Source organism: Mesorhizobium sp. WSM4849 (assembly GCF_055811385.1).
In genome coordinates this window covers 53778-65944 of record NZ_JBVVPW010000019.1, presented here as the reverse complement: position 1 = coordinate 65944, position 12167 = coordinate 53778, and the positions used below count along the sequence as shown (strand labels likewise).

Annotated in this window: 11 protein-coding genes; 3 read left to right on the top strand and 8 right to left on the bottom strand. The window is 63.5% G+C overall.

All coding sequences use genetic code 11. The annotated features are described in order from the left end of the window. Positions 1–177 precede the first annotated feature (177 nt). The 5 genes from AC0L3L_RS21650 to hisS all read right to left on the bottom strand — a co-directional run bounded on the left by AC0L3L_RS21650 (position 178) and on the right by hisS (position 6316). Complete coding sequence (locus tag AC0L3L_RS21650; RefSeq protein WP_473487130.1) at positions 178–597, bottom strand: VOC family protein; 420 nt, start codon at positions 595–597, stop codon at positions 178–180. A 120-nt stretch (positions 598–717) separates the two neighbouring features. Next, on the bottom strand, positions 718–2490 hold the full coding sequence (locus tag AC0L3L_RS21645; protein ID WP_473639055.1) for an AMP-binding protein: 1773 nt from the start codon (positions 2488–2490) through the stop codon (positions 718–720). A gap of 197 nt (positions 2491–2687) precedes the next feature. Further along, the gene (hisG, locus tag AC0L3L_RS21640) at positions 2688–3389 is read right to left on the bottom strand and encodes an ATP phosphoribosyltransferase (RefSeq protein ID WP_473639054.1); all 702 of its coding nucleotides are present in this window, start codon (positions 3387–3389) and stop codon (positions 2688–2690) included. Beyond that, positions 3386–4507 carry an ATP phosphoribosyltransferase regulatory subunit gene (locus AC0L3L_RS21635; RefSeq protein ID WP_473639053.1) on the bottom strand — a complete coding sequence of 374 codons (1122 nt, stop codon included), beginning with the start codon at positions 4505–4507 and terminating at the stop codon, positions 3386–3388. Before AC0L3L_RS21635 ends, hisG begins: the two co-directional genes overlap by 4 nt. 279 nt (positions 4508–4786) lie before the next feature. After that, on the bottom strand, positions 4787–6316 hold the full coding sequence (gene hisS / locus AC0L3L_RS21630) for a histidine--tRNA ligase (protein ID WP_473639052.1): 1530 nt from the start codon (positions 6314–6316) through the stop codon (positions 4787–4789). A gap of 361 nt (positions 6317–6677) precedes the next feature. Here hisS and AC0L3L_RS21625 point away from each other — a divergent pair, with 361 nt between their 5' ends. Further along, on the top strand, positions 6678–6929 hold the full coding sequence (locus tag AC0L3L_RS21625) for a hypothetical protein (RefSeq protein ID WP_473639051.1): 252 nt from the start codon (positions 6678–6680) through the stop codon (positions 6927–6929). Between the two features lie 52 nt (positions 6930–6981). Here the strand turns inward: AC0L3L_RS21625 and AC0L3L_RS21620 are convergent, their stop codons facing one another. Continuing rightward, positions 6982–7617 (bottom strand): DNA-3-methyladenine glycosylase I, encoded by a 636-nt coding sequence (locus AC0L3L_RS21620; RefSeq protein WP_473639050.1) that lies wholly within the window; start codon positions 7615–7617, stop codon positions 6982–6984. Between the two features lie 211 nt (positions 7618–7828). Here AC0L3L_RS21620 and AC0L3L_RS21615 point away from each other — a divergent pair, with 211 nt between their 5' ends. Beyond that, positions 7829–8575, top strand: a complete 747-nt coding sequence (locus AC0L3L_RS21615) for a L,D-transpeptidase (RefSeq protein WP_473639049.1) — start codon at positions 7829–7831, stop codon at positions 8573–8575. Positions 8576–8832: 257 nt separating this feature from the next. Continuing rightward, positions 8833–9753, top strand: coding sequence for a bifunctional 5,10-methylenetetrahydrofolate dehydrogenase/5,10-methenyltetrahydrofolate cyclohydrolase (locus AC0L3L_RS21610; RefSeq protein ID WP_473639048.1), 921 nt, complete (start codon positions 8833–8835; stop codon positions 9751–9753). Positions 9754–9762: 9 nt separating this feature from the next. On the opposite strand, the gene AC0L3L_RS21605 is transcribed toward AC0L3L_RS21610, so the two are convergent. Both AC0L3L_RS21605 and glcF read right to left on the bottom strand, forming a co-directional pair. Continuing rightward, the gene (locus tag AC0L3L_RS21605; protein ID WP_473639047.1) at positions 9763–10767 is read right to left on the bottom strand and encodes a hypothetical protein; all 1005 of its coding nucleotides are present in this window, start codon (positions 10765–10767) and stop codon (positions 9763–9765) included. 31 nt (positions 10768–10798) lie between these two features. Beyond that, a complete protein-coding gene (gene glcF / locus AC0L3L_RS21600) occupies positions 10799–12100 on the bottom strand; it encodes a glycolate oxidase subunit GlcF (protein ID WP_473487140.1) in 1302 nt (433 codons plus the stop codon). Positions 12101–12167 lie beyond the last annotated feature (67 nt).

Genomic DNA, 12167 nt, shown 5'->3' with positions numbered 1-12167 from the left:
GTTCTTGAAACGCGTACGGGAGCCCGTTGCCCGCTCAGGCGGTCTTCGGCGTCACCAGCCCCAGTTCGTCAACCATCGCCTCGCGCATCGAGGGTGCTCATATGAGAACGGAGTTTCTGGGCAACATGTTGCTCAACTCTTCATTGCATCGGGTCGTTGGGGGCCTGCAGGCGCAGTTTAAACCTCATGCATCCAGGGTGCATAGGACATGCCGACGATCGCTCCTTCAATCGTCAGGACTCGGGCGACGGTCTGGCCCCAGGGCTCGGTGCGTGCACCATGGAGCAGGTCATACCCTTTTTCCTGAAGCTCCTGTGCGGCGGCAGCAACGCTGTCTGGGGTTTCGACTTCGAACTCGATACAGGCTTGCGGTATCGGCCGATCCGCCGGCCACTCGCGTGTGCCAAAGCACGCTTCGGCAGCCTGCGAGAGCGGCCATACGCCAAAATGCTTACTGCCGCCGATGCTCTCGCTGAAGTAGTACTCATCGCCCTCGTGGCGCTTGAGCGGCAAGCCCAGCACGTCAATGAAGAGCTTGCGGCTCTCGGCTGGATCCGGCGCAATGATGGCCATACTCGAAATGAACAAGACCTTCATTTTTGGACACTCCATTCTGACGGCAATTCTATTGCTGATTTGGCCAGATCGCGGTGACCGAATCCCGCCTTGGAATCGTGGGAGCGTAACGGCCGCGTGGCGCGACGCGGACATCCCGCTTCAGGCGGTCCTCGGCGTCACCAGCCCCAGTTCGTCAACCATCGCCTCGCGCATGAGAAACTTCTGCGGCTTACCGGTCACCGTCATCGGCAATTCGGTGCGGAAGCGGATGTGGCGCGGGATCTTGTAATGGGCGATCTGGCCGGCGCAAAAGCCCTTGATCTCCTGCTCGGTGGCGATCTGGCCCGGCTTGAGCACGATCCACGCACAAAGCTCCTCGCCGTATTTCGGGTCGGGAATGCCGAAAACCTGCACTTCCCTGACCTTGGGGTGGCGGTAGAGAAACTCCTCGACCTCGCGCGGATAGACGTTCTCGCCGCCGCGTATGACCATATCCTTGACCCGGCCGACAATGTTGCAATAGCCCTCGGCATCGATCGTGGCGAGGTCGCCGGTGTGCATCCAGCCGTCGGCGTCGATCGCCTCGCGGGTTTTTTCCTCGTCGTCCCAATAGCCCTTCATCACCGAATAGCCGCGCGCGCAGAGTTCGCCCGGCGCGCCGACCGCAACGGTGGCGCCGTCGGCATCGATCGCTTTGACCTCGACATGGGGGTGGACGCGCCCGACCGTCGAGACGCGCTTTTCCAACGGATCGTCGACGCTGCTCTGGAACGACACGGGGCTGGTCTCGGTCATGCCATAGGCGATTGTCACCTCCGCCATGTGCATCAGCGACACCACCTTCTTCATCACCTCGATCGGGCACGGCGAGCCGGCCATGATGCCGGTGCGCAGGCTGGTGAGATCGAAGGTGTCGAAATCCGGATGGTCGAGCATGCCGACGAACATGGTCGGCACGCCGTAGAGGCCGGTGCAGCGCTCGCCCGCCACCGCCTTCAGCGTGGCGCCGGCATCAAAGCCCTCGCCAGGGAAGACCATGGTAGCGCCCTTGGTGACGCAGCCGATCGTGCCCATCGACATGCCGAAGCAGTGATAGAGCGGCACCGGGATGCACAGCCGGTCCTCGACGGTGAGCCTGATCGCCGAGGTGACAAAATTGCCGTTGTTGACGATGTTGTTGTGGGTCAACGTCGCGCCCTTTGGCGCACCTGTCGTGCCTGACGTGAACTGGATGTTGATGGCGTCACCGGGCTTCAGCCCCTCGGAGATCCGGTCGAGGCTGTCATGCTCGTCGCGCCCGGCCATCGCCAGCACGTCGGCGAAATTGAACATGCCCGGCGAGTTCTCCTCGCCCATGCGGATGACGATTTTTAGCGCCGGCAATTTCTTCGCGTTGAGCTCGCCCGGTGTCGCCGTCGCGATCTCCGGCGCCAGCGTCTCGATCATGCCGAGATAGTCGGAGCTCTTGAATTTGACGGCCGTGACCAGCGCTCGGCAGCCAACCTTGTTCAGCGCATAGTCCAGCTCGGTCAGCCGGTAGGCCGGGTTGATGTTGACCAGGATCAGCCCGATGCGCGCGGTGGCGAACTGCGTCACCAGCCATTCCCAGCGGTTGGGCGACCAGATGCCGACGCGGTCGCCTTTTGCCAGGCCAAGGGCCAGGAAGCCTGCGGCCAGCGCGTCCACCGTGTCTGAAAGTTCGCTCCAGGTGAAGCGCTTGTCCTGGTCGACAAAGACGGCGGCATCGAGCGTGCCGTATTTGCTGACGGTATCGGAAAGCAGTGCCGGGATGGTCTGCTGCAGCAACGGCACGGTGCGCTCGCCCGATACATGCGCCCTGCCGTCGATCGGCGCGACGAACGTGGCGCCGTTGCGCGGGCGGCGGCCGCGCAGGTTGGTGGCATTCTTCAACTCGTCGAGATTGATCGGCATCGCCGTCTCCTCCGCAGGCGACCGAGTCTATCAGCCTGCAGGGGTAGTGGAAATCCCGTTGATGGTTAAGGAGCGCCATCCCTCCCCCTTGAGGGGAGGGTGGACAGCCGCCGAAGGCGGATGGACGGGTGGGGTCGTTGCGGCAGTGCTCGACGTGAGACGACCCCACCCGCCTCGCTCCGCGAGGCACCCTCCCCTCAAGGGGGAGGGAAGGCAGCCATCTTCGCCGCGATATCGCGCAGAACAGCCTCGTCAGCCGCCGCGCGAGGCTTCCGCGATGCAACCAGGCAGGCCTGCGAGCGCAGGATGACGCCGTCCGCCAAAACCTTCAGATGGTTGGCGCGCAGCGTCGAGCCTGACGTGGTGATGTCGACGACGACATCGGCCAATCCCGCCGCCGGCGCGCCTTCGGTGGCGCCCAGGCTCTCGACGATGCGATAGACCTGGATGCCGTGCTTTTGCGAAAAGAACTGCTGCGTCAGCCGCCAGTATTTGGTGGCGATCCTGAGCCGCCTGCCGTGGCGCTGGCGGAAATCGGCGGCGACATCGTCGAGGTCGGCCATCGTATCGACGTCGAGCCAGATATCGGGCACCGCCACCACGACATCGGCATTGCCGAAACCGAGGCGGGCGACGATCTCCGCGCGCGCCTCCCAGTCGGCGAGGCTTTCGCGCAACAGATCCTCGCCGGTGATGCCGAGGTCGACCGAGCCCTGGCCGATCTCGCCCGATATTTCGGACGCCGACAGGAACGCCACCTCGACGCTCTCCACGCCTTCGATGCGGGCGCGGTATTTGCGCTCGTCGCCGGGCAGGCTGACGGCAAGCCCGGCCTTGGCCAGCACCTCCAGCGCCTGCTCCTTGAGCCGGCCCTTCGACGGGATCGCCAGCGTGATCATTGCGCCTTCTCCCGCAGCGCTTCAATGCGGTCGAGCCAGACGGAAAAGCCGACGCCGGGGATCGGCGTTTTCGCACCGAGCAGCGTCAGCAAGCGGTCATAGCGGCCGCCGCCGGCCAGCGGCCGGTCGCCGTTTTCCGCCGCGATCTCGAAGACCAGGCCGGTGTAGTAGTCGAGCGGACGGCCGAAGGCGGCATCGTAGCGGATTTTTGCCGCGGGCAGCCCAAGAGATTCGATCGCGTTGGCACGTGCGGAAAAATTGTCCAGCGCCGCGCCCAGCGAAAGACCGGCGCCGGCCGCGAAGATTTCGAGGGCTTTTGCCGCGCCGTCGAGCGCCACATCGATCGCCAGAAAATCCTTCAGCGCCGAAAACGCCTCGTTCGATAGCCTGACGCTGCGCAGTTCGGCCTTCTCGATCAAGCGGCGCGCAATGTCGGCCGGCGAGCGCCCGGCCGACGCCGACAGACCCGCTTGCTCCATGCCGCCGGCGATATGCGTTGAAAGCCCTTCCAGATCGCCGTCGAGGACAAGGGCAGCGACCGGGCCGGCGAGCTGGCCATTGCGCGGCGGGTTGGCGAGGTCGGCAAGCGCTGCCTCCAGCATCGCCGCCGAACCGAAGGCGCGCGCCAGCCGCATACGCCAACCGCGCGGCAGGCCGAGCGCGGCGAGCACGGCCTCGAATATGGTCTGGTCGCCGAGCGTGATCGCCAGTGCCTGGTCCGGCAGCACCAGCGAAAGCAGCGCATGCGCATCGGCCAGCGAACGAGCGTCGGCTTGCGCGGTGTCGCCATCGCCGAGATCCTCGATACCGGCCTGGAAGAATTCATTGCCGCCCTCGCGGCGCTGGCGAAACACCTCGCCGAGATAGGAATAACGGCGCGGCGTGCCGGCCTGGCTGGCGATGTGGTCGAGGCAGACAGGGATGGTGAACTCAGGCCGCAGGCAAAGTGTGAGGCCGGTCTCGCTTTCGGTGAGGAAAATGCGGCGGCGCAGATCCTCTCCCGCCATGTCGAGGAACGGGTCGGCCGGCTGCAGCACCGCCACCTCGACCGCATGCGTGTTTCGCGCAGCGAAGAGTTTGGCGATGTCTGATGCGATGGCGGGGTAGCGGGATGTCACGGCAGGCGCCCTTCCCTTCTCCCCCTGTGGAAGAAGGTGGATCGGCGCGTAGCGCCGAGACGGATGAGGGGTGCTGGACGGAGTGCGGAGGGTGGCGTTCTATGGCGCCCCCCTCTGTCCTGCCGGACATCTCCCCCACTTGGGGGGAGATCAGCTGTCGTCGCAGCTTTCGCCAATCGCCAACGCTGAACGGATGGAGCCGCCGGTGAAACTTGCGATCTCCCCCCAAGTGGGGGAGATGTCCGGCAGGACAGAGGGGGGCGCGACGAAACGCGACCTCTACTTACCACGCGCCCGCTCCTCCGCCTGCGCCGCCAGTATCTTCCTCACCTCAGCAACCAGTTCGCTTTCCGCAACCGTCACCTGCGCCGGCCGTGCCGCGCGCCATTCGGCATTGTCGGCGATTTCGGCCGACATTCGGGCGCCTTCGATCAGGTCCTTGATCTGCACCTCGCCTTTCGCCCGCTCGTCGCCGCCCTGGATGATGGCGACCGGGCTGCCGCGGCGGTCGGCGTATTTGAGCTGCGCCTTCATGCCGGCGCCGCCGAGATACATTTCCGAGCGGATGCCGGCGGCACGCAGACCGGCCACCATCTTCTGGTAGCGGCCGAGGCTTTCCGTGTCCTTGTCCATGGTGAGCACGACGACCGGCGCGACGACATCCGACATGTCGAGCTTGCCGAGGTTCTTCAGCGCCGTCATCAGCCGGGAGACACCGATGGAAAAGCCGGTCGCCGGCACCGGCTCGCCACGAAAACGCGAGACAAGGCCGTCATAACGACCGCCGCCGCCGACCGAACCGAAGCGCACGATTTTTCCCTCTTCGTTGGGGATCTCGGCCAGGAGCTCGGCTTCGTAGACCGGACCGGTGTAATATTCGAGGCCACGAACGACCGAGGGGTCGATGCGAATGCGGTCCGGACCATAGCCGGCAGCTAGGACAAGCGCTTCAATCTCTTTGAGTTCAGCAAATCCCGCTTCGGCCGTGGGGTTGGCCTCAAGTGCCCCGTTCCATTTCCCTACATGGTTTTTGAGCCCAGCCTCAACGTGTTGGCTATGAAGAATGACGGCGACAACGAACTCTGCTTGAACCTCGTCCAGTCCAGCACCCTTGGTGAAATCCCCCTCGCCTTCCTTACCGCCGTCCCAACGACCTTCGCCTAGCAAAAGCTTGACGCCTTCCGGACCAAACTTATCCAGCTTGTCGATAGCCCTCAGCACCTGCAGCCGGCGGCCGACGTTCTCGTCGCCACCGAGGCCAATCGCCTCGAGCACGCCGTCGAGCACCTTGCGGTTGTTGACCCGGATGACGTAGTCGCCGCGCTTGATGCCGAGCGCTTCCATCACGTCGGCCATCATCATCGCCATCTCGGCGTCGGCGGCAACGCCCGGCGTGCCCACAGTATCGGCGTCGAACTGCATGAACTGGCGGAAGCGACCGGGGCCGGGCTTCTCGTTGCGAAACACCCAGCCGGAGCGGTAGCTGCGATAGGGTTTCGGCAGGCGCTCGTAATTCTCGGCGACGAAGCGCGCCATCGGCGCAGTCAAATCGTAGCGCAGCGACAGCCACTGGTCGTCGTCGTCCTGGAACGAGAATACGCCCTCGTTCGGCCGATCCTGATCGGGCAGGAATTTGCCCAGCGCATCGGTGTATTCGATCAGCGGCTGGTCGACCGGCTCGAAACCGTAAAGCTCATAGACCGCGCGAATCGTCGCCATCATCTTCTCGACGGCACGGATGTCGTCGGCGCCGCGGTCGACAAGCCCGCGCGGCAGCCGCGCTTTCATCTTTTCCGATTTGTCGGCCATGGCATGGGTCTTTTTGCTAAGTAAAAACTGACTTATTTCGAGTGGGCGTGTCCTAACCGATGGGGCTTGGCGCGGCAAGGGTTTGCTCCCTGCCTTCTCCCCGTGTGGGAGAAGGTGGCCGAGCCCACGGGTCTTGCCTCCGGCAAGCCCGAGGACAGGCTCCGCTCGGACGGATTAGGGTGCTCCAGCTTGGCATCGACCGCGCTCCGTCCAACACCCCTCAACCGTCTCGGCGCTACGCGCCGATCCACCTTCTCCCACAAGGGGAGGAGGAAAAAGCTGAAACAATTCCGCCATAAGCGCGGCATCGTGCCGACACAATCGCAGCCGATAAAGCGCGCCGAAACAAAGGGTTCGGGCCATGACCACGGCACGGAAATTCGACATTATCGACAGCGGCGCCCGCGAGCTGCCCCGGCTGCGGCCGACCGATCATCATGCACCGAGACCTGCAGCCCAAATGGCGGGACCATTCGAGGTTGCCGCAGACAAGCGTACGGGACCGACCATGCGCGATGCGCTGATAACTGGCCTGCTGGTCATCTATCCGGCCTTCGCCACGTTGGCAGCCATCGTCGCCGGGCTCTTTCTGGCCGGCGCCGGCGGCGTTTGAGTTTTTGAGCGCCCCTTGCCTTCTCCCCGTGTGGGAGAAGGCAAGAAGGATGCTACTTCGGCCGCTTGAACGCCTTGCGCTCCGCCTCGACCTGCTCACGGCAGACGCAGCCCTCGAGATGGTCATTGACCAGCCCCATGGCCTGCATGAAGGCGTAGACGGTGGTCGGGCCGACAAAGCTCCAGCCGCGCTTCTTCAGCTCCTTGGAAATGCGCACCGAGACCGCCGTGGTCGGGTTGGCGCGCAGATGGGCGAGATCGACGATTTCGGGCCGTTCGTCCGGGCCGGGTTCGAACTTCCAGAACCAGGCCGCCAGTGAGCCGGCCTCGTCGGCCAATTCACGCGCGCGCTTGGCGTTGTTGATGGTCGAGGCGATCTTGCCGCGGTGGCGGATGATGCCGGCATTGCCGAGCAGGCGCTCGACATCCTCGTCGGTAAAGGCGGCGATCTTGTCGACATCGAAGCCGGCGAACGCCTCGCGGAAGTTCTCGCGCTTGCGCAATATGGTCAGCCAGGACAGGCCCGATTGAAAGCCTTCGAGACAGATCTTTTCGAACAGCCTGCGGTCGTCGGTGACCGGCCGGCCCCATTCATGATCGTGGTAGTGCAGATAATCCGGCAGATTGCCGTGCCAGAAGCAGCGCGCGATACCATCGGGGCCGGCGAGCAGGCCTGTCTTCTCATCCATGGCGGAATTCCATTCGTTAATGCGCCTCAGCGCTGCCTTTACCGCGGCTTTACCAGATTCCTGAACCGGCCGGTAACCACACCGAAAGCTTTACTGACAATGGAGCATTTTACGCATTCCGATTCATGTTTCGGTTGCTGCTCCGCGCCCAATGTCCGCGAACCGGGGACGCTTTTGCGCCCGGCGTGTTCGACGATCAAGGTGCGTTCCGATGAAGACATTTTTGTTCCCGCTGCTCGGCGCCGCAGCCGTGCTGGCCACTGCCGCTACATCCTCCGGCGCCAACGACCGCTATGCTGACAGGCCGCCGGTGATGGTGAGCCCCGACCTTTCGGCGCCCTGGGTGCTGCAGCTTGGCCGCGCGCCGGGCATCGTCCGCCAGAACCGGCAAGAGATGCAAAAGCCGCAGCGCCGTTCTCAACGGCAGGCGCAACCGGCTCAGCTGCACACGGCGGCGATGCAGGCGCCGGCCAAGAAGCGCCTGGTGGCGCGCCCGCAGATCAACCCGATCTACCTGCCGCAGGAAGTCGCCTATGACGGTCCGGAGAAGCTGGGCACGATCGTCATCGATACGAGGGAGAATTTTCTCTACCTAGTCGAGAACAACGGCAAGGCGCGGCGCTATGGCGTCGGCACCGGCAAGCCGGGCTTCGAATGGGCCGGCACGCACAAGATCAGCAACAAGCGCGTGTGGCCGGACTGGCGCCCGCCAGCGGTGATGATCGCCCGCGAGGCCGCCAAGGGCCGCTATCTGCCGACCTATCTTGCCGGCGGCATGGAAAATCCGCTCGGCGCGCGCGCGCTTTATCTCGGCTCGACGGAATACCGCATCCACGGCACCAACCAACCCTGGACGATCGGCGGCGCGGTGTCGTCCGGCTGCATTCGCATGCGCAACGAGGACGTCGTCGACCTCTATGAGCGGGTCGATGTTGGCACGACGGTTGTGGTGATGTAATCTGCAGTTGATTTTATCGTCGATTCTGCCAAAAAGACTCTGGATCATCGGATACGGGGGACGGGCCGTGTGGGGATGCGGTCAGTCACGAAAGGGCAGCGCGGTTTGCCGCGCTGCCCTTTTTGTTTCTGGGAAACGATAGGATCAGGCTTGGCCGGTACGTCGCGCCAGAGGTATGGCGGTTCGCATTCTCGCTGCCATTCTCCTCGTTATTTTGCTATGTCGGCTGCAACGCTTCCAGACAAAGGCCTATCTCCATGTCCCTGTCCGATGACAACCGCTATCTCAGGGGCGGCCCGGTCGCCCAGCGCATCATCGCTGCCGTGCGCGAGGATGCAGCGGTCGCCACCGCCGAAGGTTTTCCGCCCAACCTGATATCGATTACCGTCGGCGACACAGCTGCAGTCGATGTCTATGTGCGCAACCAGCGCGCCAAGGCGGCATTGGCCGGTATCGGCTTCGAGGAAAGGCGGTTTGCCGCCGACATCACCGCCGGCGAACTCGAAGCGGCGATCCACGGCCTGAATTCCGATCCGCGCGTCACCGGTATCATCATCCAGCGGCCGGTGCCGGCGCATATCCCGATCAAGATCCTTCAGGCGGCGGTGCATCCGCTCAAGGATGTCGAGGGCATGCATCCGGCTTCGATCGGCAACATCGTCTATAACCAGCTCGACCTCGCGCCGTGCACGGCGGCAGCCTCGGTCGAACTGCTCAAGGAGACCGGTCTCGATCTGAAGGGGCTCGAGGTCGTCATCGTCGGTCACTCCGAGATCGTCGGCAAGCCGATCGCCTTCCTGCTGATGAGCGAGGGCGCGACGGTGACGGTCTGCCATCACATGACGCGCTCGGTGGCAGCGCATGCGCGCCGCGCCGACGCGCTGTTCGTCGCCGTCGGCAGGCTGCGGCTGATCAAGGCCGACATGGTCAAGCCTGGTGCAGCCGTCATCGACATCGGCATCAATGCCGAGACAGGACCGGACGGGGAGAGCCGCATCGTCGGCGACGTCGACGCCGAGAGCGTCAAGGAGGTGGCGTCATGGATCACGCCGGTGCCAGGCGGCGTCGGCCCCATCACAGTGGCGATCCTTTTGCGCAACACGATGGTAGCGCTCAGCCGGCAACGCGCGCGCTACCAGGCGACCTACGGGACGGCGGAGAGGCTCGCGGCGGAGTAGCTGGTGGCGTCACGTGTATTGCGGCAGATGGCATGTGATCCGGCTATCCTCATCCCAAAAGACGTAAAGCATCCCACCGCTGCCCCAGCACAAGCCGGCGAGTGAATCGAACTGAAGAAGAAATTTCATTTTCCGGTCCGTTCCGGGAACGACTGGAAACTGGGGCCCCTGAATCCATGAGGGCAGCCCGCCAAGCCGAAACAGGTTTTGCCTTGAATTGCTTATCCCGTACGACTGCCTGAGCCATCGCTGCGGCGTCGGCGCCAGACGGGCGATGCTCTCCTTGGTCGCTCGTTCGGAAGCGAAGTCATCGGAGGAATGGAACGGCGCGATCGGTGTCGGCACCCCGGCGGCGTTATGGGAATAGTAGGTCGGCTCGAGAGACCCCTCGCAAGTTTCAAGGCGGAGCCGAGGAAATGCGCCTCTTTGCCCTCCAAGATCGTTCAAGGTGACGAGATGCACCAGCCTGTTGCCGCAAGCCGGACAGGTGGCCATCCCCTCGCCGCCAACCGCAAATGACGGTCCTGCCTCCGGCAGGTGCCAGGTGGGATGGTTGCGATGCGTCGGAAACGACATGTCGCTCGGAGCGCCCTCCTCAAAGATGAAGTGATGGCACGCGGGCGGCGAATGAGGATCATCATGCGTCAGCCAGTCTGCGAAATCGGGAATGTCGCCCAAGGTGCTGGCTGGCAACATTTCCGGCGCCTGCAAGGCGACGTGAGCAACCAGATCCTCGACGTCTATTTCGCGTTTCACTTTTCCTTGCAGAAAAAATGCCAGACGGGCCAAATGCGTGTCGTCGAGAAACGAAATCACGTCGTCAATCAGATTGGTCTGGTGAACGTCGGCTTCGACTGCTCCCTTTATCAGCTCAAATAGGAATTCGGACCCGTCCTTGAGATGCAGAGCGATGATTGTCTGGCATTCGCTATAGCGGGCCTGGATCGTCGTGCGCGACCCGTCCGATAGCAACCGAACGATGGTTTCAATCTCTTCGGACTCTGAATCGAGCACTTCTGCATTCTCATTAGTAGGTGGGCCGCAATCAACTCATTCTTGGTGGTTCGCCACCATAGGCCCAGTCGAGCAGTTTTATCGTGTGCACCACCGGCAGCTTCGCAGCCGAGGCGATCTGGGTGATGCAGCCGATGTTGCCGGTGGCGACGATTTCTGCACCCGTCGCCTCGATATTCCTGACCTTGCGGTCACGCAGCTGAGCCGAAATCTCGGATTGCAGGATGTTGTAGGTGCCGGCCGAGCCGCAGCACAAATGCCCCTCGCGCGGTTCGCGCACGATGAAGCCGGCTTTGGCCAGAAGCTCCTTCGGCTGGCGGGTGATTTTTTGGCCGTGCTGCATCGAGCAGGCGGAGTGATAGGCGACGATCGTGCCGGGCTTGCGCACCGGCTCGGGCAGGTCGAGGCTCACGAGATATTCGGTGATGTCCTTGGCCAGCGCCGACACCCGCGCCGCCTTTTCGGCATAGGCCGGATCGAGGCGCAGCATGAAGCCGTAGTCCTTGATCGTGGTGCCGCAGCCGGACGCGGTGATGACGATGGCATCCAGCCCGCCCTGGTCGATCGCGCGTGTCCAGGCGTCGACATTGCGCCTGGCCGAGGCAAGGGCTGCCTCCTCGCGCCCCATGTGATGGACCAGCGCGCCGCAGCAGCCCTCGCCCTCAGGAACCACGACATCGACGCCGAGCCGCGTCAGCAGCGCGATCGTCGTGTCGTTGATGGCGGGATCCAGCACGGATTGTGCGCAGCCGGTGAGAATGGCGACGCGGCCGTTTTTTGTTGCGCCCTGCCCGGCATGGATGCCCGGCGAAGCCATTGGCGAGGCCGCGGGAATCGACGCCGGGGCGAGCTTGAGCATCGCGCCCAGCGGCATCAGCGCCTGGATCTTTTCGAACAGACCGGCGAATGGCTGCGCGAGCCTCGCCAGCTTGAGCGCAGCGCGAAAGCGCGAGGGATAAGGCAGGACCAAGGCCAGCATGGCGCGCGTCAGCCGATCGGGCAGCGGGCGCTTGTACGTCTCCTCGATATGGGCGCGGGCATGGTCGACCAGATGCATGTAGTTGACGCCTGACGGGCAGGTTGTCATGCAGGCGAGGCAGGACAGGCAGCGGTCGATATGGGTGACGATCTCCTTATCGGCGGGGCGGCCGTTCTCCAGCATATCCTTGATCAGGTAGATCCGCCCGCGCGGCGAATCCAGCTCGTTGCCAAGCGTCACATAGGTCGGACAGGTGGCCGTGCAGAAGCCGCAATGCACGCATTTGCGCAGGATCTTTTCCGATTCCGCGACATGCGGATCGGCAAGCTGGGCAGCTGAGAAATTGGTCTGCACGCAAAAAGTCCTTACCGTTTGAGCATGATCTTTTCCGAAAACCGGTTCCCACTTTTCGGGATCATGC